Raw genomic sequence first — 23114 nt, 5'->3', positions numbered from 1 at the left:
ATCACGAGTAGACCCCATGACCCTCCAAGCACAAAGCCTCGCCCAGGAAACCCTGAGGATCCTCAAGCCTTTCTGGCTACTGGTCGCGCTCTCGGCCGCGCTGGGGATTGTCAGTGGCCTCAGTGTCACGGCGCTGCTGGCGACCATCAACAGCGCCATGAACGCGGTCGGCGGCCCGGATACCCACACCGCCCTGCTGTTCGGCGGGCTGTGCCTCCTGACCCTGGCCTGCTCCACCGTCTCCAACCTGCTGACCAACTATGTCGGCCAGCGGGTGGTCGCCAAGCTGCGCCGCGAACTGGCCGCCAAGGTCCTGGTGGCACCCATCGAGCAACTGGAGCGCTACCGCGCCCACCGGCTGATCCCGGTGCTGCTCAATGATGTCGGCACCATCAGTTCCTTTGCCCTGTCGGTGGCGCCGATGGTGATTTCCTTCACCGTGACCATCGGCTGCCTGTCCTACCTGGCGATGCTGTCCTGGCAGATCCTGCTGCTGACCGTGCTGACCGTGATCATCGGGACCGGCGCGCAGTTCCTCGCCCACCGCTTCGGCATGCGCAGCATTCTCAAGGCCCGGGACGGCGAAGACGACCTGCAGAAGCATTACCAGGCGATTTCCGGCGGGGCCAAGGAACTGCGGATCCAGCGCAAGCGCCGCCAGCACATGCTCGACGAGCAGATTCACGGCACCACCGAACGCATCTGCAAGGCCAACATCCGCGCGGCGAACATCTTCGTCAGCGCGGAAACCTTCGGATCGATGCTGTTCTTCGCCGTCATCGGTATCGCCATCGCCTTCCAGGCGCTCTGGCCCACCACCGACAAGACCGTGCTCGGCGGCTTCGTGCTGGTCATGCTGTACATGAAGGGTCCGCTGGAACAGTTGATCAACACCCTGCCAAGCATCAGCCGCGCCGAGATCGCCTTCCGCCGTATCGCCGAGCTGTCGTGGCGTTTTTCTTCCCCGGAACCGCACCTGCTGGTCAGCGACCGCGCCGTCGATCCGGCCCCGCTGCAAAGCATCGAACTGCACCAGCTGCGCTATGACTACCCGCAGGTCGAAGGCAGCCAGGCCTTCCACCTGGGGCCGGTGAGCCTGACCATCCAGCAAGGCGAAATCCTGTTCATCGTCGGCGAGAACGGTTGCGGCAAGACCACCCTGATCAAGCTGCTGCTGGGCCTGTATACCCCGCAACAGGGCGAGATCCGCCTCAACGGCAAGGCAGTCACCGCCGAGGGCCTGGACGACTACCGGCAGCTGTTCACCACCATCTTCGCCGACTACTACCTGTTCGACGAAGTGACCCAGGGCAGCAACCCGTTGCCGCCGGAATCGATCAAGTACCTGGAACGCCTGGATATCGCCCACAAGGTCAGCATCCGCGACGGCAGCTTCACCACCACCGACCTGTCCACCGGCCAGCGCAAGCGCCTGGCCCTGATCAACGCCTGGCTGGACCAGCGTCCGGTGCTGGTGTTCGACGAATGGGCCGCCGACCAGGATCCGGCCTTCCGCCGGGTGTTCTACACCGAGTTGCTGCCGGAGCTCAAACAGCAGGGCAAGACCATCATCGTGATCTCCCACGACGACCGCTACTTCTCGGTCGCCGACCAGCTGGTGCGGATGCAGGCCGGGCAGATCCAGGTCGAGCGCGTCGAGCGGCAAGCCCTGCCGGCCTGATCACCGAGTGCCCTCGCTCCCGTGCGTGCCACGCGGGAGCGACCCCGCCCTAAATTTCCCCGCGCCCGTTTCGTTCTTCCCTATAGCCAACGACCCGACAGTCCCCTCCGGCCCTGCGTCCACCGCGCAGGCGCCATGGAAGAAAGCCCCCTCAGCGAATTTTTTCTTCTTTTTTTTCCGATTTTGTCGAGCCGGTGCGTCTTCTTCTCAAGTGATAACAATTCCTACTCGCTTCTCCGACACTTTAAAAAGAGCTGAAACAATGCCGAAAACACACCGACTGACCCCCTTGAGCAAAGCGTTGCTGGTTCGCCAGCTCTTCTGCTCGCCTGTTTCGCTCAGCGCCATGGGGATGGCGCTGGCACTGCCGATGGCCGCACAGGTCCAGGCCCAGGAGTTCGAGTTCAACATTCCGGCGCAGTCGCTGGCGAGCGCCCTGCAGGAACTGGGGCGCCAGGGCAATATCCAGGTGCTGTACAACCCGGAGCGGGTCAAGGGACTGCAAGGTGGCGCGGTAAAGGGCAAGCTGACTCCCGGCCAGGCGGCCAGTGAGCTGCTGAAGAACAGCGGTGTGAACTACAGCATGCAGGGCGATACGCTGACCCTGAGCAATGCCCCCGCCACCGGCGCCAGCTCGGGCGTGAACCTGGCGGCCACGACCATAGGCGGCCAGATGCTCGGCACCAGCACCGACGGCACCGGCTCCTACACCACAGGCGCGGTGACCATCGGCAAGACGCCCCACACCCTGCGCGAGATCCCGCAGTCGGTGACGGTGGTCACCCGCCAGCAGATGGACGACAAGAACCTCACCAAGCTCGATGAGGTGATGGCCCAGACCACCGGTATCACCCGCTCCAACCGCAACTTCGGCGGTAACGTATTCAACTCCCGGGGTTTCACCCTGGAAGACGACAGCTATCTGATCGATGGCGTCCCGGGGCTGGCCTACAACCTCACCGGCTGGATGCGTCCCGACATGGCGGTGTTCGACCGCGTCGAAGTCATCCGTGGCGCTACCGGCCTGCTGGTCGGTGCCGGCAACCCTGGCGGCGCGGTGAACCTGGTGCGCAAGCGCCCTACCGCCGATCCGCGCTTCTCGATCAGCACCAGCGCCGGTTCCTGGGACAACTACCGCATGGACCTGGACGGCAGCGGCCGGCTGAACGATCAAGGCACCCTGCGCGGTCGCGCCGTGGTCGCCTACGAGGATCGCGGTTACTTCCAGGACGGCCTCAACTCCCAGACCCCGTTGCTGTACGGGATCGTCGAAGCCGACCTGAACGACGCCACCACCCTGGCCGTCGGCCTGCGTCACCAGCGCACGCTCTACCAGGGCTACACGATCTTCGGCCTGCCTCGCTACAGCAATGGCCGCGAGATCGATGTCTCGCGCTCCACCTCGCTGGGCCAGGACTGGAACCGCCACGAGATCGAAGTCAACGAAGTCTTCGCCGACCTGGAACATCATCTCAACGACAACTGGACCAGCAAGGTCTCGGTAAGCCAGTCGGAGAGTATGTTCAACCAACGCGTGGCCTACTCCCAGGGCGCCCTGGACCCTGTGACCCAGAGCGGCACCTTCCTGTCCAACACACAGTTCCGCCGGGAATACGTCACCAGCAAGGGCATCGACGGCCATATCGCAGGCAACTTCGACGCCTTTGGCCTGACCCATGAGTTGATGGTGGGCGCCAACTGGTCGCAGCAACATATCCTGAGCAAACAGGCGCTGACTGATATCAGCCTGCCGATCGATGTCTTCAACCCCAATCACAACCTTATTCCCAAGCCGCAGCAGCCGGCCTGGCAGAGCCTGGACGATATCACCCAGCGCCAGTATGGCCTCTACAGCACCCTGCGCCTGCGCCTGACCGAGCCTCTGAGCCTGGTACTCGGCGGTCGCCTGAGCTGGTACAAGAACGACACCACGCGACACGACTATCCCAGCGACTTCACCGGTGTAACGGCCACCCAAGTCACTACCAACGACTACCGCGAAGACAAGAAATTCACACCGTTCGCCGGGCTTATCTACGATCTGAACGAACAGTGGTCGTGGTATGCCAGTTACGCCGATATCTTCCGCCCACAAAGCAACTACCGGACCGATACCGGCAAGAACCTGAAACCAACCCTCGGTTCGAACTATGAAACCGGCATCAAGGGTGCGCTGTATGACGGTCGCCTGAACGTGTCGGCCGCCGTGTTCTACATCAAGCAGAAAGACCTGTTCCAGGTAGATACTGATACTACTGCCACCAATTGCCTTCAGTACAACAACGACGGCAACTGCTACAAGAACGGCCCGCCCAGCATCAGCAAGGGCGTAGAACTCGAAGCCAGCGGCGAAGTCGACACCGGCTGGCAGATGAGTGCCGGCTACACCTACAACATCACCCGCAACGAAGACGGTTCTTCAATCGACTCGGAAACTCCGAAGCACATGCTGCGCGTTTCCACCATGTACAACCTGCAAGGCGACCTGAACCGCCTGAGCGTGGGCGGCGGTGTGTCGACCCAGAGCGGCTACGTATCGCATTTCAACGATCAGGACATCCCCAACCCTGGCCGGGCAATCTGGGATGCCCGCACGGCCTACAAGCTGGACGATCACTGGAAACTGTCGTTCGACCTGAAGAACGTCTTCGACAAGAAGTACTACGAAGCCACCGGCGAGTTGCGTCGCGGCAGCTACTACGGCGAACCGCGCAACTTCATGGTCACCCTGCGTGGCGACTTCTGACTGAAGGCGGCGCCTCTGCCACGGGGGCGCCGCACAGCTTGAACGCAGTACCCAACCAAGGGGCGACCCTTGGTTTTTTTATGCCTGTTGCCGCCCCCCCCCCTGAACACCGCGCAAAAAAAAGCCAGGGAATACTCCCTGGCTTTTTTCATTCCGCCTCCGTCAGTTGCGCGTTTTCAAGCGTTCCAGCACTGCCGTCAACAACCCCTGGGAGAGAATGATGCTGTCATGGTTCTCCTCCAGCACCGTTGAAGCCGCCAGCCCGTCGGCTGAGCACTGCTCCACCAGCACCGCCTGCGCCGCGCTGATTTCCCCGGAGGTCTTGCTCGCCCCCGCCCACCAGCAGTCCGGCTTGACCCGCAACGGCTTGAGCGTAAAGGCCTCGCTCAGGAGCGCGTTGGTGCGCAGCAGGCGGTAGCCGGTCTCGATTTCGTCCTGCACCGCGATATCGCGGTAGACCTCACGCAAGCCCTCGGCACTGACACCACCGGCCAGCGCCACCTGATCGATGACCCAGTCGGCAATTGCCTGCTCATCGCTCGACTGCGCCCTGGCCTGTTCGATCAGCCCGACGATGGTCTGCTCCTCGACCCCGGGGACAAACGCCACGAGGCTGCCGACCAGATTGGCGAACAGGCTCTGTTCCTCCTGCGCGGCATCCGCCACCGGCTCCTGCTCGGGGGCAAAGACCTCCAGCGCCGCCGGCAGGCTGGTGTCCACCAGGCCGAGGAAGTCCACCCGCTCACCGGCACTCTCCAGCACATGGGCCACTTCAAGCGCCAGGGCACCGCCCAGGGACCAACCCAGCAGGTTGTAAGGCCCTTCGGGTTGGGTATGCCTGATCTGCTGGACGTAGTAAGCGACCATTTCCTCCCAGGTGCGATCGAACCAGCCAGGCACCACGTAGCTTTTATTGACCAGGCCATAGACGCGCCGGCTGTCCTTCAGTTGCCCCGCCAACGGGTAGTAGGAGTAAGTACCACCACCACCCGGCGGCAGGCAGAACAACGGCGCGGCCTCCGTACGGCAGGCGTTCATGGCGATCACCGGCGTCTTCACTTTCGCCTCGCCTTCGCGCATGAAGTCCGCCAGGTCGGCCAGGGTTTCCATCAACAGGAAGTCATGCAGCTTGAGGGTCACATCGAAGGTTTCCCGCAGCCGGCCGACCAGCGAAATCACCAGCAGCGAGTGTCCGCCCAGCTCGAAGAAGTTGTCGTTCAAGCCGACGCTCTCGACCTTCAGCAACTCGGCCCAGATGGCTGCCAGGCGCTGTTCCAGCTCGGTACGCGGGGCCACATGGGTTTGCCCGGAAGCCGTGGCGACCGGTGTCGGCAGCGCCTTGCGGTCGAGCTTGCCGTTCGGCGTCAGCGGCATCCGTTCCAGCACCACCAGGTGCGCCGGCACCATATAGTCAGGCAACCCGGCCTTCAGGTGGATCTTGAGTTCGCCGCGCAGGACGTCCTGGGACAGCCCGGCCCCCGCTTCGGCTAATACCACATAGGCCGCCAGTTGCTTGCCCGCCGGCCCCTCGATATCGATGACACTGGCTGCGCGCACCGCTGCGTGTTCTTGCAGGCGTGCTTCGATTTCGCCCAGTTCGATGCGCAGGCCACGAATCTTCACCTGGTGGTCGAGACGGCTGACGTACTCGATCACGCCCCCGGCGCGATAGCGCGTCAGGTCGCCGGTGCGATACAGGCGTGCCCCGCCCTGTTCGCTGAAGGGATCGGGAACGAAGCGTTCGGCGGTCAGCGCCGGACGCTGGTGATAACCACGGGCCAGGCCCTGGCCCCCGATCAGCAGCTCACCCCGCGCGCCCAGCGGCAAGGTATCGAAATCCTCGCCGAGGATATGCAGCGTGGTATTGGCGATGGGGCGACCCAGCCAGACATCGTCGCTGGATGTCAGGTAATGGCAGGCCGACCAGATGGTGGTCTCGGTCGGGCCATAGACGTTCCACACATGCCCGGCCTGGGCGATCAGGCGCTGTGCCAGTTCGCCACTCAACGCCTCGCCGCCGCAGAGCACCTTGCGTCCGGCAAACGCTCGCGCCGGCGCACTGTCGAGCAACATGCGCCAGGTCGACGGCGTGGCCTGGATAACACTGACCGCCTGTTGTTCGATCACCGCCAACAGGGCTTGCGGGTCCTTGTTCTCATCGGTGTGCAACAGCACCACCGCCGCCCCGCGCATCAATGGCAGGTACAGTTCCAGCCCGGCGATATCGAACGACAGCGAGGTCAGCGCCAGCACCCGGTCGCCAGCCTCGACACCGGGTTGCACGGCCATGCTGAAGAGGAAATTGCTCAAGCCTTCATGCCGCACGGCGACCCCCTTGGGCTTGCCGGTGGAGCCGGAGGTGTAGATCACGTACGCCAGGTTTTCCGGCTGCGCGAGATTGACCAGCGGGGCGTCGCTGACCCCCTCCAGCCATTGCGCGGACAGGTCCAGGCACAGGCTGCGGATCCGCGCCGGAATCGGCAGGCGCGACACCAGCTGACTCTGCGTCAGCAGCAGCGCCAGCCCGCTGTCCTCCATCATGTAGGCCAGGCGATCCTCGGGGAAATCCGGGTCCAGCGGCACATAGGCACCGCCAGCCTTGAGGATCGCCAGCAGGCCGATCAGCATGTCCGGCCCACGCTCCACCGCGATCCCCACCAGGACATCGGGACCGACCCCCTCTTCACTCAGGCGTCGGGCCAGCTGGTTGGAGCGCAGGTCCAACTGCCGGTAGTCCAGTTCGGTTTCCCCCCAGAGCAGCGCGGTCGCCTGGGGCGTCGCCCGGGCCTGCCGGGCAATCAGTTCGTGGATGCACTGCTGCACGGGCGCGTCGCTGCCGGTGCGGTTCCACTCCTGCTCGATCTGCTGCCGTTCGGCGTCGGCCAGCAACGGCATGTCGGCAACACGCCGGTCGACATTGACCGTGATCGCCTCCAGCAACGTGCGCCAGTGACGCGCCATGCGCTCGATAGTGCTGCGCTCGAACAAGGCGCTGGCATAGGTCAGCGTGGCACCGAGGCCGTCATCGCCCTCGCTGGTGTCCAGGGTCAGGTCGAACTGCGCCGTGTGGCTGTCCGACGCCAGGCCCTGGACCTGCAGGCCCGGCAGCTGACGGCCCGGACCACGCACCTGGGTCTGGTGGTTGTACATCACCTGGAACAGCGGGCTGTGGCTCAGGCTGCGTTCCGGTTGCAGGGCTTCCACCAACTGTTCGAACGGCAGGTCCTGATGCCCCTGGGCCTGCAGGGCGGTCTTTTTCACCTGTTGCAGCAATTCACGGAAGCTCAGCTCGGGCGAAAAATCGGCCTTGAGCACCTGGGTATTGACGAAGAAACCTATGAGCCGCTCGGTCTCGACCCGGGCACGGTTGGCGATCGGCACGCCAACACGGATATCGGCTTGCCCGGAATAGCGCTGCAACAGGGTCTGGAACGACGCCAGCAGCAACATGAACAGGGTCACGCCCTGCTCGCGGGCCGTGGCCTTGAGCGCCTGGGTCAACCCGGCATCGAGTTCGACCGCCAGCCGCTCCCCGGCATAACTCTGGTGCGTGGGACGCGGCCGGTCGAAGGGCAGCTCCAGCACCGGTTGCTCGCCGCCCAATCGGGCCTGCCAGTAATCGAGCTGGCGACGCTGCTCCCCGGCCGCCATCCACTGGCGCTGCCAGACGGCGTAGTCGGCGTACTGGATCGGCAGTGCCGGCAATTCGACCTCGCGGCCCTGGCTGTAGCCTTCATACAACTGCACCAGCTCGTCGACCATGACCGGCATCGACCAGCCGTCGGCGACGATATGGTGCAGGGTCACCACCAGCACATGGGCTTGCGCCGCCAGGCGCAGCAGCCGGACCCGCAACAGCGGTCCTTGCTCCAGGTCGAACGGCCGGCGGATTTCCTCGTCGATATACGCGGCGATATCCGCCTCCGAGAGCACCCGGTCCGGCTGATCGACATCGAGCACGAAAGGCGCCGGCGGCCGGATGATCTGGCGGGCCTGCCCGCCGTCCTGGTGGAACGTCGTGCGCAGGGTTTCATGGCGCGTGACCAGGGCCTCGAAGCTGCGACGCAAGGCCTCGACTTCCAGGACACCGTCGAGACGCAGGGCCGCCGGGATATTGTAGGCGGCGCTCTCAGGCTCCAGCTGCCAGAGAAACCATTGGCGCTGCTGGGCATAGGACAACCCCAGCGGCTGGTCGCGATTCACCCGGACAAAAGCCGGGGCCTGGCTGGCCGTGCCCTGCCCCGCCAGTTCGGCGAACTCGGCGAGGTTGCCGGTCTCGAACAGGCTGCGCAGGGACAGTTCGACCTGCAGGCCCTGGCGAATCCGGGAAATCACCTGGGTCGCCAGCAGCGAATGCCCGCCCAGGTCGAAGAAATTGTCCCCCAGGCCGACCCGCTCGACCTTCAGTACATCCGCCCAGATCGTCGCCAGTTGCTGCTCCAGCACTGTCCGCGGCGCCACGTGCTCCGCTTGTGACAGGCTGGCCTGTGGCGCCGGCAGGGCCTTGCGATCGAGCTTGCCGTTGGGGGTCAGCGGCAGGCGCTCCAGCAGCACCAGGTGAGCCGGCACCATGTAGTCCGGCAGAGCGGCTTTCAGGACGTCCTTCAGCTCGCGCCGGAACTGCTCCTGCCGTGCCGCATCCCCCTGGGCCAGCGTCGCATCCTCGGCCACCAGGTACGCGGCCAGTTGCTTGCCCGCCGCGCCGTCGATATCGACGACCAGCGCTTCACGCACACCGCCGTGCTCTTGCAGGCGTGCCTCGATCTCGCCCAGCTCGATGCGGAAACCGCGGATCTTCACCTGGTGATCCAGGCGCCCGGCGTACTCGATCACCCCCTCGGCGCGATAGCGGGTCAGGTCACCGGTACGGTACAGCCGACCGCCGCCTTGCGGGTCGAACGGATCGGGAATGAAGCGCTCGGCCGTCAGGCCCGGACGCTGATGATAACCACGGGCCAGGCCCTGCCCGCCAATCAGCAATTCACCCCGGGCACCCGGCGGCAGCACGTCGAAATCGTCGCTGAGGATATGCAGGCGGGTGTTGGCGATAGGCCGGCCCAACCAGATATCGTCGCTGGCGGTCAGGTAGTGTCGCGCCGACCAGATGGTGGTCTCGGTCGGACCATAGACGTTCCAGACATGCCCGGCCTGCTCGATCAGGCGCTGCGCCAGCTCGGCGCTCAGGGCCTCGCCACCGCAGAGAATCCTGCAGCCGGCGAAAGCCCGTGGCGGCGCGCTGTCGAGCAGCATGCGCCAGGTCGACGGCGTGGCCTGGATCACATTGACCGCCCGTTGCTCGATGACTGCCAGCAACGCCTGCGGGTCCTTGTTCTCCTGCTGGCGCAGGAGAACCAGTGCGGCTCCGCGCATCAGCGTCAGGTACAGCTCCAGCCCGGCGATATCGAACGACAGCGAGGTCAGCGCCAGCACCCGGTCCGACGGTTCGATCCCCGGCTGCTCGGCCATGCTGAAGAGGAAATTGACCAGGGCGCCATGGGACACGGCAACCCCCTTGGGCTTGCCGGTGGAACCGGAGGTATAGATCACATAGGCCAGGTTCTGCGGCTGGGCCAGATTGACCAGCGGCGCATCGCCTAGGCCCGCCAACTCGTCCGCCGAGGTGTCCAGGCAGAGGCTGCGCACCTGCTCGGGAATCGCCAGGCCGGGCGCCAGGTGGCTGTGCGTCAAGAGCAGGGCCAGGCCGCTGTCTTCCATCATGTAGGCCAGGCGGTCCGCCGGGAAATCCGGGTCCAGCGGCACATAGGCTCCCCCGGCCTTGAGGATCGCCAGCAGGCCGACCACCATGTCCGGGCCACGCTCCAGCGCAACCCCGACCAGCACATCGGGGCCGACGCCCAGCTCGCGCAGCCTGCGCGCCAGGCGATTGGACTGGCGATCCAACTGCTTGTAGTTCATCTGCCCATCGCCGAACAGCAGGGCCACGCCCTGCGGCGTCTCCAGGCTCTGTGCAGCGATCAGTTCGTGCACACAGTGCGTCGTCGGATACGAGGCTTCGCTGCGGTTCCACTCGCCCACGATGCGCTGCCGTTCCTCGTCGGCGAGCATCGACAGCTCGGCCACCCGCTGGTGGGCGCCACCGGCGATGGCCAGCAACAGGTTGCGCCAGTGCCCGGCCATGCGCTCGATGGTCGAGGCGTCGAACAGCACGCTCGACCAGGTCAGCGCGGCGCCCAGGCCGTCGGCGTGTTCATGGGTATCGAGGGTCAGGTCGAACTGGGCTACATGGCTGTCCCAGGACAAGCCTTCCACCGTCAGTCCCGGCAGTTGCCGGGCTTCACCCGGCGCCTCGCTCTGGTGGTTGTACATCACCTGGAACAACGGGCTGAGGCTCAGGCTGCGCTCCGGTTGCAGGGCTTCCACCAGTTGCTCGAACGGCAGGTCCTGATGGGCCTGGGCCTCCAGCGCCGCCTGCCGCGCCTGCTGCAGCAACTCGCTGAACGTCATGCCCTGCGTGAACCCGGCACGGACCACCTGGGTGTTGACGAAGAAACCTATAAGCCGCTCGGTCTCGACCCGGGTGCGGTTGGCGATCGGTACGCCGACGCGGATATCGGCCTGCCCGGAATAACGGTGCAGCAAGGTCTGGAACGAGGCCAGCAGCAACACGAACAGGGTCACGCCCTGCTGGCGCGCGACGGCCTTGAGCGAATCGGCCAGTGAAGGCGCCAACTCAATGGCCAGGCGCTCGCCGACATGGCTCTGGATCGTCGGGCGTGGCCGGTCGGTGGGCAGCTCCAGCACCGGTTGTTCACCACCGAGTTGCCGGGTCCAGTAGGCCAGCTGGCGCTCCTGCTCACCGGCCGCCATCCACTGGCGCTGCCACTGGGCATAGTCGGCGTACTGCACCGGCAAGGCTTGCAGGTCGACCTCATGACCCTGGCTGTAGCCGGCGTACAGTTGCACCAGTTCATCGACCATGATCGGCATCGACCAGCCATCGGCGACGATATGGTGGAGCGTCAGCACCAGCACGTGCTCGGTCTCCCCCAGTTGCAGCAGCCGGACCCGCAGCAACGGGCCGCGGACCAGGTCGAACGGACGTCCGACCTCGGCTTCCACATACTCACGGATGGCGACTTCCCGTTCGCTCGCCAGATCATCCGGCAGTCGCTCCACGGCCAAGGCAAATGCCGTGGCCGGATGGATGACTTGCACGGCCTGCTCGCCCTGCTCGCGGAAGGTGGTGCGCAGGGTTTCGTGCCGGGCGATCAGGGTCTGGAAGCTGCGCCGCAACGCTTGGCTGTCCAGGCTGCCGTTGAGGCGCAGGGCCGCCGGGATGTTATAGGCGGCGCTGTCCGGCTCCAGTTGCCAGAGGATCCACTGGCGTTGCTGGGCATAGGACAGCGCCAGCGGCTGGCTGCGATCCGCCAGGGCGAAAGTCGGTGTGGCCGCAGTGGCCGGCGGCTCCTGCAACGCACTGCGCACGAATGCCGCCAGGTCCTGGGACTCGAAGAGATCACGCAGCGACACGTCCAGCGACAGGGTCTGGCGAACCCGGGAAATCACCTGGGTCGCCAGCAACGAATGACCTCCCAGTTCGAAGAAGTTGTCGCTCAGGCCGACCCGTTCGACTTTCAGCACCTGGGCCCAGATATCCGCCAGTTGCTGCTCCAGCTCGGTGCCGGGTGCCACATGGGTCTGCTGCAACTGGCTGACATCCGGTGCCGGCAGCGCCCGGCGGTCCAGCTTGCCGTTGGCGGTCAGCGGCATGCCTGCCAGCACGATCAGGTGCGCCGGAACCATATAGTCCGGAACCACGGACTTGAGGTACGCCTTCAGCTCGCGACGCCATTGGCCCTGGGTGTCGCCGTCGGCCCCGGCCAGCGCCGGATCGGTCGGCACCAGGTAGGCCGCCAGTTGCTTGCCTCCCGGCCCGTCGATGGCAATGACAATGACTTCGCGGACATCGGCATGCTCTTGCAACCGCGCTTCGATCTCGCCCAGTTCGATGCGGAAACCGCGAATCTTCACCTGGTGGTCGAGCCGCCCGGCGTACTCGATGACGCCTTCGGCACGATAGCGGGCCAGGTCGCCGGCACGGTACAGGCGGCCACCGCCCTCTTTATCGAACGGATCGGGAACGAAGCGTTCGGCGGTCAACGCCGCACGCCGGTGATAACCGCGCGCCAGGCCGGCACGGCCGATATGCAGTTCGCCGGTGCAGCCCCGGGCCACGGGATTGAAATCGGCATCCAGGACATACCACGACAAGTCATGGATCACCTCGCCGATCGGGCTGACGGTAGCCTGCGACAGGTCGTCGCGAGTGATCGGCCGATAGGTGACATGCACCGTGGTTTCGGTGATGCCGTACATGTTGATCAGTTGCGGCGAGCGGTCGCCGAAACGCTCGAACCAGGGTTGCAGGCTGCCGACATCCAGCGCCTCGCCGCCGAACACCACGTAGCGCAGCGCCAGGGCAGGTGTCGGCGGCGCCTCGCAGGCCACCCGCATCAGTTGCTTGAAGGCGGAAGGCGTCTGGTTCAGGACCGTGACCCCTTCGCTGACCAGCAATGGATAGAAATCCTGCGGCGAACGGCTGGTTTCACGCGGCACGATGACCAGCCGGCCGCCGTACAACAGCGCACCGAAGATCTCCCAGACCGAGAAGTCGAAGGCATAGGAGTGGAACATCGTCCAGACATCGCCCGCGTCGAACCCGAACTGCGCCCCGGTGGCCTCGAACAACCGCAGGATATTGCGGTGCGGCAGCAGCGTGCCCTTGGGCTTGCCGGTGGAACCCGAGGTGTAGATCACATAGGCCAGGTTATCGGGCCCGGCCAGGGTCGGCAGTTGCTCTTGCGGATAGCCTTCCAGCCAGTCGCCCTCCTGGTCCAGGCACAGGCTGTTGACCGTGGCCGGCACCGGCAACTGTCCGACAAAGCGGGTCTGCGTCAGCAACAGGCGGATCCGGCTGTCCTCGATCATGTACGCCAGGCGATCCTCGGGATAGTCCGGGTCCAGCGGGACATAGGCACCACCGGCCTTGAGGATCGCCAGCAGGCCGACCATCATCTCCAGGCCGCGGTCCACCGCCAGGCCGACCAGCACGTCCGGCCCCACCCCCGACTCGCGCAACTTGTGCGCCAGCTGGTTGGCGCGACCATTCAATTCACGGTAGCTCAGGCTCTGCCCGTCACAGGTCACGGCGAGGGCATCCGGCGTTTTCAACGCCTGCGCCTCGATCAATTCATGCACGCAGCGGTCGCTGGCGTAGCTCGTCGTCGCCGGGTTCCAGGCCTTGAGGGTCTGCTCGTGCTCCGTGTCGCCCAGCATCGGCAAGGCGGCAATCTTCTGCCCGGCATCCGTGCCGATGGCCTGCAGCAGGCAACGCCAATGCCCGGCCAGACGCTCGATGCTGGCGTGGTCGAACAGGTCGCTGGCATAGGTCAGCGCGGCCCCCAGGGCATCGTCGCTTTCGAAGGTGTCCAGGGTCAGGTCGAACTGTGCGGTGCGTTTCTCCCAGGCCAGCCCCTCGACCCGCAGCCCGGCCAGCTCGCGGGCTTCACCGCGGACCTGGGTCTGGTGGTTGTACATCACCTGGAACAGCGGCGTGCGGCTCAGGCTGCGCTCCGGCTGCAGGGCCTCGACCAGTTGCTCGAACGGCAGGTCCTGATGGGCCTGGGCCTCCAGCGCGGTTTTCTTCACCTGTTGCAGCAATTGGGCAAAGGGCGCTTGCGCGTCGATCTCGGCCTTGAGTACCTGGGTATTGACGAAGAAGCCGATCAAGCCTTCGGTTTCCACCCGGCTGCGGTTGGCAATGGCCACCCCGACGCGAATATCGGTCTGTCCGGAGTAACGGTGCAACAGCGTCTGGAACGACGCCAGCAGCAGCATGAACAGCGTCACGCCCTGCTGCCGGGCAACGGCCTTCAGGGAGCGGGTCAGTTCCGGCGCCAGGTCGATGGCAAGGCTTTGCCCCGCCAGGCTCTGATGACTCGGGCGCGGCCGATCGGTGGGCAGTTCCAGCACCGGCTGCTCGCCGCCCAGCTGGCTTTTCCAGTAGCCCAGTTGCCGCTCCTGCTCGCCCGCTTCCATCCAGTCGCGCTGCCACTGTGCATAGTCGGCATACTGGATCGGCAAGGCCGCGAGTTCTGCCTCGCGGCCCTGGCGATAACCGTCGTACAGGCGGACCAGCTCGTCGACCATGATCGGCATCGACCAGCCATCGGAAACGATGTGGTGCAGAGTCAGTACCAGGACATGATCGTCACGGCCGACCGCCACCAGGCGGACACGCAGCAACGGTCCGTTCTCCAGGTCGAAGGGGCGTTGTACTTCCGCCTCCACGCAACGCCGGATCTGCTCCTGCGGGTCGTCACGCTCCGCGACCGCCAGCTCCTCCACCGCCAGCGTGAACACCTCGGGCGGATGCACCACCTGCACCACCTGCCCGCCTTCCTGGCGCAAGGTGGTACGCAAGGTTTCGTGACGCCGGATCAGCGTCTCGAAACTGCGCCGCAAGGCCTCGATATCCAGGCCACCCTTCAGGCGCAGCGCCGTCGGGATGTTGTAAGCGGCGCTGCCCGGCTCCAATTGCCAGAGAATCCATTGGCGCTGCTGGGCATAGGACAGCACCGACGACGCCTCGGACTCCCGCCTGAAAATCGGGGTCACCCCGTACAGGTTCACACCCTGTCGCTTGAGCAACGCCGAGAGTGCCTTGCGCTCCCGGACGGACAGAGATTTTACGGAGTCGAGCAGCTCTTGCACTTTGGTGTTCTCCCGCTAAGCGATCAAATTATCGATTTCCTCCGCAGTAAGACGTTTGAGGGCGGCCAGCGATTTAGCCAGTTCGTCCTGTGCATGGTCACTTTGGCCGTTTTTCTGCTGCACCGCGCGACTGAAGTCAGCCAGGACCGGCAGTTCGAACAGCTCATTGAGCGATACCTCGATGTGCAACTGGTCACGGATCCGCACCATCACCTGCATCACCAGCAAGGAATGCCCGCCCAGTTCGAAGAAGTTGTCGTCCAGGCCGACCCGTTCGACTTTCAGCACATCGGCCCAGATCGCCGCCAGTTGCTGCTCCTGTTCGGTCTGCGGCGCCACATAGCGGTGCTGCAACAGGCTCGCGTCCGGCTTGGGCAGGGCCTTGCGGTCCAGCTTGCCGTTGGCGGTCAGGGGCATCCGTTCGAGCAGGACCAGATGCGCGGGTACCATGTAGTCCGGCAGGTGTTCGCGCAGGTGATCCTTGAGGTCATTGCGCAATACGCCCGAATCCTCACCCAGCCAGGCCGCATCCCTGGGCACCAGGTAGGCTGCCAGCTGCCGGCCACCGGGACCGTCGATATCGACCACCACCGCCTCGCGCACCGCCTCATGCTGTTGCAGGCGGACTTCGATCTCGCCCAGCTCGATGCGGAACCCGCGAATCTTCACCTGGTAATCGGTACGGCCGACGTATTCCAGGACACCATCGGCGGCCCGGCGCCGCACCAGGTCGCCGCTGCGGTAAAGACGCTCGCCCGGCGTCGTGCCGAACGGGTTGGGGACGAAGCTCAGGGCCGTGCGTTTCGGATCACCGAGATAACCACGACCGACGCCCATGCCGGCGATATGCAACTCGCCGGTGGCACGCTCCGGCATCGGTTCGAGCAGGTCATTGAGGACGCTCAGGCGGTTGTGGTCGGTCTCCAGGCCGATCGGCAGGTAGGCCCGCTCGCGGTCCTGCAACTGCACCCGGTGCAGCGCCACATCGTCCGAACACTCGGCCGGACCGTAGGCGTTGATCAGCGGGATATGCGGATACTGGCGCAACCAGCGCTCGGCCAGGGCCGGGGCCATGGCCTCGCCGGTGGTCAACAGGTAGCGCAGGCTCGCCAAGCCGGCCGGCGGCCGGTCGAGCAACCCCTGGATCAGCGCTGGCACCACTTCGAGCACGGTGATACCGGTCTCTTCCACATGCCGCAGCAACGCCGCCGGATCCTGGACAATGGCCGCCGGGACGATCTCGACCCGGGCCCCGCACAGGCCGGCCGTCAGCAACTGCCAGACGGAAATATCGAAGCTCTGGGATGCGGTCTGGGCGATCACATCGGCCTCGGTCAGGCCCAGGTAGGGCAACTTGCTCAACTGGTTGTTGAGCATCCCCGCCTGCTCCACCATCACCCCTTTCGGCATGCCGGTGGAACCCGAGGTGAAGATCACATAGGCCAGGTGCTGCGCCGCATTCGCGGGTAACGCGGCCAGCGGCGTGAGCGACGGGGCCTGCTCCAGCACCTGCTCCCAGACCAGCAGCCGCGGACGAGCATCGACTGCGATGCGCTCCAGCAACTGAGCGGCCAGGGCCTGGCAGGCGGCGGTGCAGACCAGCACGCCACTGCCGCTGAGGGTGAGGATATCCGCCAGGCGCTGGGCCGGCAGCGCCGGGTCCAGACCCAGGTAGCCGGCACCGGCCTTGAACGCCGCGACCACCATGCCCAGCAACGGCAAGCCACGTTCGCCGAGGACCGCTACCAGGTCGTCGGCCTGCACACCTTCGGCCTGCAGCGATTGCGCCAGGCGCCCGCTGTGTTCATCCAGTTCGCGATAACGCCAGCTCTGCCCCATGCAGGTGGCGGCCACCTGCTCCGGCAGCCGCTGCGCGGTGCGCTGGAACAACCGCGCATAGCCCTGGTGCAGGTCGTCGCTGACCGCCGCCCCGGCACTCGCCGGCACGACCGGCCGCGGCTGTGGCAACGCAGCCAGTTGCTGGAAGTCCATCTCGACCCCGGCGGCAAACGTCAACAGCACCTCACGCAGGTCCATCAGCAACTGCTCGACCGTCGCCACTTCGAACACCCGCTCGTCGTAGGACAGGTGCAGGCCCAGGCTCGCGCCCGGGTAGATCACCACGGTGATCGGGTAGTTGGTATGGGTCCGCGACGAACCGGACTCGATCTTCATGCTGTCGGCCTGTTCGCCGATGCTGTCTTCGATCGGCGCGTTCTCGAACACGAACAGGCTGTCGAACAGCGCCTGGCCCTTGCCGACCTCGCTGCTGCCCTGGATGGTCACCAGGTGCAGGTGTTCATGTTCGCGCAGCTCCAGGTTGTGTTGCTGCAGCCCTTGCAGCCAGCCCTTGACCGTCTGCGCGCCCTCGGCGCCGGGGATACGGACCCGCAGTGGAATACTGTTGATGAACAGCCCCACCGTCGCCTGCATTTCGGGAAACTCCACCGGCCGACCGGCCACCGTGACGCCGAACAACACGTCGCGCTGGCCGCTGTAGCGATGCAGGACCACCGCCCAGGCCGCCTGCACCAGGGTGTTGAGGGTCAACTGGCTGGACTGGGCGACCTGGGAAAGCTTGCGCGTGTCGTCCAGGCTCAGGCGGCTCAGGCAGTCGCCGGTGGACGAAGTCCCGGCATCACGGCTGATCACCCGGTCGAACGGCAGTGCGGTCGGCTGTTCGAAGCCGGCCAGTTCGCGCTGCCAGAACGCCCGCGAGGCCTGCTCGTCGCGATCCTGCAACCAGGCAATGAAATCGCGGTAACGCGACGGCAACGGCAGTTGGCTGATACGCCCGTCGACCAGGGCGCCGTAGAGTTCGAAGAATTCCGCGACGATGCCCATCCGGCACCAGGCATCGAGCAGGATATGGTGATTGCTCAGGACAAAGCCGTAGCGCTGCGGCCCGAGCTGGATCAGGCGCAGGCGGAACGGCACTTCGCCGGCCAGGTCGAAGCCCTGCTGCAACTCGGCACCCAGCTCGGCGCTCAGACGCGCTTCGTAGTCGGCGGCATCCACGCCTTGCCAGTCCATGAAACGGATATCCGGCGTCGCACTGCGATGGACGATCTGCACGATGGCATCGCTGACGTCCCAGCAGAACGAGGTGCGCAATACCTCATGGCGCTCGACCACGGTCTGCCAGGCGCGGGTAAAGGCGTCCCGGTCGATGGCGTGGTCGATCAGGTAGCAATACTGCATCAGGTAGATACCCGAGCCCGGCTCGCGCAGGGTATGCAACAGCAAGCCTTCCTGCATCGGCGACAGCGGATAGATATCGGCGATGTCCTGCACGGCCACCGGCAGGCGCCCCAGTTGTTCCTGGGTCAGGCGGGTCAGCGGGAAGTCCGAAGGGGTCACGCCGGCGACACCCTCGGCGGTGCAATGGGCGATCAGCGCCTCGAGCTCGCGACGGTAGTCATCGGCCAGTCGCTGCAGGGTCGGGGTATCGAACACCTCGCGGCTGAAGCCCCAGTGCAGTTGCAGTTCACCGCCCTGGACCTGCCCGTTGATGCTGATCAGGCTGCCCAGTGGCGCCTCGTCGTCCTGGCCCTGGCCGCTGCTCTCCCCGGACAGGAGGAACAGGCCGTCCGCGGCCTCGACACCCTGGTCGACCTGGCCCAGGTAGTTGAACACGATGCTGCCCTCGGCCAGGGCCTGCAAGGCCTGGCGGGCCGCCGGCGAGCCGAGGTAACGCAGGACGCCATAACCGATGCCCTTGTTCGGCACCGCGCGCAATTGCTCCTTGATGGTCATGATCGAACCACCCAGCGAATCCGCGGGGCTGAGTTTCACCGGATAGAGCGTGCTGAACCAGCCGCTGGTGCGGCTCAGGTCGAGGTCGTCGAACAGGTCTTCGCGACCGTGGCCTTCGAGGCGGATCAGCACATCCGCTTGCCGCGTCCAGCGGCCGATCACCCGCGCCAGGGCGGTCAGCAGCAGGTCGTTGATCTGGGTCCGGTAGGCCGCCGGCGCCTCCTGGAGCAGGCGCCGGGTCAGGCCGGCATCCAGGTGCGTACGGACCGAGGCCGCGTGACGTTGTTGCCGGCCACCGTCAGGACGATCACAAGGCAGGGTGTCACTGACACCCTGCAACTGCGCCTGCCAGTAGCCCAGTTCCCGCGCCAGCTCCGGGCTGGCGGCATAACGATGCAGGTGTTCGGCCCAGGCCTTGAGCGATGTGCTCTTGGCCGCCAGTGCCGGGGCCTTGCCCTGGGCGACGGACTGGTAGGCGCCTTGCAGGTCTTCGAGCAGTACCCGCCAGGACACGGCGTCCACCACCAGGTGATGGATCACCAGCAGCAGGCGTTGCCCGCCCTCGGCCAGGTTGATCAGGACCGCGCGCAGTAACGGGCCCTTCTCTAGATCCAGGCTGCGCTGGGCCTCGTCGGCCAGGGCGGTGAGTTGCGTGGCGTCGTCCAGTTCGCGCAACCACAGCAGCTCGGCGCTGCGGGCCGTCGAATAGCGCGCTCGCCACTCACCGTCGTGCTGCGCGAAGCTCAGGCGCAGGCCGTCGTGGTGCTCCACCAGCGCCGACAACGCCACTTCGACGGCGCCGGCGTCCAGCGGATCGCGGGCCTTGAGCATCACCGACTGGTTCCAGTGGTGCCGCTGGGGGATATCGCTCTCGAAGAATCGCGCCTGGATCGGCAGCAACGGTTGCTCGCCACTGATCTGCGACGGCGCTTCGGCCGGCGCTTTTTTCTCGATCAGCCTGGCCACCGCCGCCAGTTGGCCGATGGTCTGTTTCTCGAACAACTGCTTGGGACTCAGCTTGATCCCCTGGCGCTTGGCCCGGGCGATGATCTGCAGGCTGAGGATCGAGTCGCCGCCCAGTTCGAAGAAGTTGTCGGTGGTGCCGACCCGCTCCAGCTTGAGCACATCGGCCCAGACCGCTGCCAGTTTCTCCTCGATCTCGCCCACCGGCGCGGTGTACTGCTGCTTGACCGCGCCCGGCCTGGGCAGGGCACGCTTGTCGAGTTTGCCGTTGGCGGTCAGCGGCAGGCGCTCCAGCAAGAGAATCTGCGCCGGCACCAGGTACTCCGGCAAGCCGACCTGCAATTGCTGACGCAGGGCTTCGACCTGCAACGCGACACCCGTCGCCGCCACACAGTAGGCCACCAGTTGCAGGCGCGTCGCATCGCTCTCCAGGGGCAGGGCCAGGACCACCGCTTCTGCCACGCCGTCCAGGGCCAGCAACCACTGGGCGACCTCACCGGGTTCGACCCGATAGCCACGGATCTTCACCTGATCGTCGGCCCGGCCCAGGTACTCCAGGCGGCCCCCGACCCAGCGCGCCCGGTCGCCGGCCCGATACAGGCGCTCGCCATGCACCGCGGCCGGGTCCGGGACAAAGCGCTCGGCGGTCATGGCCGCCCGCCCCAGGTATCCCTGGGCCAGGCCCGCGCCCCCCAGGTACAACTCACCGCTGACACGTTCGGCCACCGGGTTCAGGTAGGCATCCAGCACCCGCGCCTGGTCATTGTCCAGGGGTTCGCCGACCGGCACCGTGCGGCAACCGTCCAGGCGCTGTTGCACCTCGTGGGTGAGGATGCCCACGGTGGTTTCCGTCGGCCCGTAGTGGTTGATGATCCGGCAGTCCGGCGCCAGCTTGCGCACCTGTTCGATCAGCGCCCAACTGCTGGCCTCGCCACCGAGAATCAGCAACTGCCGTGGCAGCACGTCTGCCGGGCGTGCCGCCTGCAACAGGCCCTGCAGATGGCTCGGGACGATTTTCAGCACATCGACCCGGTGCTCGGCCATGTAGCCCGCGAAGCTGTCCGGGTCGAATGCATGCTCATGGGCCATCAGGTGCAGCAACCGCCCGCTCGCCAGGGCACCGAACAGCTGGGTGTGACCCAGGTCGGCGGCAATGGTCGAGACCAGCGCCATGCTCGCCTCGGGAGTCAGTTGCAGGCGTTGCAACACCGCTTGTACATAGTTGGCCAGGGCACGATGAGTGATCAGCACGCCCTTGGGTTGCCCGGTCGAGCCGGAGGTGTAGATGATATAGGCCGGTTGTTCGGAATCGACCCGGGTCGCCAGCGCGTCGACGCCGTGATCGGCCCACTGTTCCGGAGCATGGGCCAGCACCGGGCAGATCCCCAGGCCGGCGCACTTGGCGTCGCCCGGGGCATGGATCAGCAGGGCCGCGCCGCTGTCCTTCAACAATTGCTGCAGGCGTTCGGCCGGTTGCTGGGTGTCCAATGGCAGGTACACCGCCCCAGCCTTGAGCACGGCGAGCAACCCCACCACCCACTCGATGGAACGCTCCTGGCACAGGGCGACCACATCCCCGGCAACGATGCCCTCGGCCTGCAGATAACGTGCGAGCTGGTTGGAACGGTGCTCAAGCTCGTCGTAGTCGATCAGCTGTGCAGCGCAGCGCAGCGCCGGTTTGCCGCGGCCGGCCTGCAGTCCCCGGGCCCACAGTGCAAGGAAATCGGCATGGGCAAAACCGGCGACCGCCGCTGGCGGCGCGACGGCAGCCGGTAGCGGCTGTTCCAGCAGACGGCCGGCAGCGCCACTCGCCATCCACCCCAGTACCTGATGCCAGGCCGCCGCCAGGCGCTCGATGGTCGCGACCTCGAACAGGTCCGTGGCGTAGGTGAATTCGGCCTCGATTCCCTCCGGCGTATCGGTGAAGTCGAGGGCCAGGTCGAAGCGCGCATCGGCCACGCCGATCGGGAACGCCTCGACGCTCAGGGCCGTGTGCACCGGCGCGGCGTTGCTGCGCGAAGCGAGGACGTTCTGGTTGATCTTGACCTGGAACAACGGGTTGTGGCTCAAGTTGCGCTCCGGCGCCAGGGCGTCCACCAGTTGCTCGAAGGGCAGTTCCTGATGGGATTGCGCGCCAGTCACCACCTGCTTCACCTGTTCCAGCAACTGCTCCAGGCTGTCGCGCTCGTCCACCTGGATCCGCAGGACCTGGGTGTTGATGAAGAAACCGATCAACCCCTCCAGCTCTTCGCGGTTACGCCCGGCGTTCGGCGCACCGATACGGATATCGGCCTGGCCGCTGTAGCGCGCCAGCACCACGGCCAGGGCCGCCAGGGCCAGCATGAAGACGGTCTGGCCGTTCTGCCGGGCCAGGCTCTTGAGCTGCGCCGCCAACGGCGCGGGCAGATGGGCGTGGACAATGGCACCGCGATGACTGGCCGTGGCCGGACGCTCGTGGTCCAGGGGCAACTCCAGCACCGGCTGCTCCTCGCCCAGTTGCTGCTTCCAGTAGGCCAACTGCCGCTCGCCCTCCCCGGCTTCCAGCCAGGCACGTTGCCAGATCGCGTAGTCGGCATACTGGATCGGCAAGGGCGGCGGGGTTGCACCGGTCCCGGCCACCTCGGCGAGGTAGAACCCGACGAACTCCCGGACCAGCAGTTCGCCCGACCAACCGTCCGACACACTGTGGTGCATGCACAGGGTCAGGACGTGCTCGGACTCACTCAGGCGCCAGAGCCTGACCCGCAGCAAGGGACCTTCCAGCAGGTCGAACGGTGCCGCCAGTTCGGCCCCGACCAGGGCCTGGAGCCGCGCCTCAAGGTTTTCGGCGGGCTGGGCCGCGACGTCGATCCGCTCCAGGACGACCGGCGACCGTGGCAGGATCTCCTGATGGAACTCGCCCTCCACCGAGACGAAGCGCGTGCGCAAGGCCTCGTGGCGCTGGACCAGCAAGCCGAGGGCGCGGCCCATTGCCGCCTCATCCAGGGCACCCGACAGGCGCACCGCCATCGGCACGTTATAGGCGCTGTTGTCCGGGTCCAGTTGCCAGAGGATCAGCATCTGCTGCTGGGCATAGGACAGCGGGATCCGTGCGACATCGTGGCGGGTCACGGCAATCGGCAGCAGCTTGAAGCTCTGCCCGCTCTCGCTCATTTTCTGCAGGATCTGGCGCCGCTGTTCCAGCGGCAGGCCGACGAAGCGCTGGGCAATCCGTTGTGCTGTAGTCTTGTCCAT

General features: G+C 65.7%; 4 protein-coding genes. 2 read left to right on the top strand and 2 right to left on the bottom strand.

Annotation, left to right across the window (positions count from 1 at the left end; genetic code table 11):
• The first annotated feature begins 16 nt into the window (after positions 1-16).
• A complete protein-coding gene (locus KI243_RS09860; RefSeq protein ID WP_017125748.1) occupies positions 17-1681 on the top strand; it encodes a cyclic peptide export ABC transporter in 1665 nt (554 codons plus the stop codon).
• A gap of 262 nt (positions 1682-1943) precedes the next feature.
• Positions 1944-4427, top strand: a complete 2484-nt coding sequence (locus KI243_RS09855) for a TonB-dependent receptor (RefSeq protein WP_212810745.1) — start codon at positions 1944-1946, stop codon at positions 4425-4427.
• A gap of 162 nt (positions 4428-4589) precedes the next feature.
• Here KI243_RS09855 and KI243_RS33065 read toward each other — a convergent pair whose 3' ends face one another.
• The gene (locus KI243_RS33065) at positions 4590-15161 is read right to left on the bottom strand and encodes a non-ribosomal peptide synthetase (RefSeq protein WP_212810744.1); all 10572 of its coding nucleotides are present in this window, start codon (positions 15159-15161) and stop codon (positions 4590-4592) included.
• A gap of 15 nt (positions 15162-15176) precedes the next feature.
• Positions 15177-23114: a non-ribosomal peptide synthetase gene (locus tag KI243_RS09845; protein ID WP_212810743.1), complete on the bottom strand. Its 7938-nt coding sequence runs from the start codon at positions 23112-23114 to the stop codon at positions 15177-15179.

The sequence above is a fragment of the Pseudomonas sp. Ost2 genome, assembly GCF_018326065.1.
In the GTDB taxonomy this organism is placed as follows: domain Bacteria; phylum Pseudomonadota; class Gammaproteobacteria; order Pseudomonadales; family Pseudomonadaceae; genus Aquipseudomonas; species Aquipseudomonas gingeri.
The sequence above is the reverse complement of the archived record's forward strand: the minus strand, read 5'-3'. Positions and strand labels throughout refer to the sequence as shown.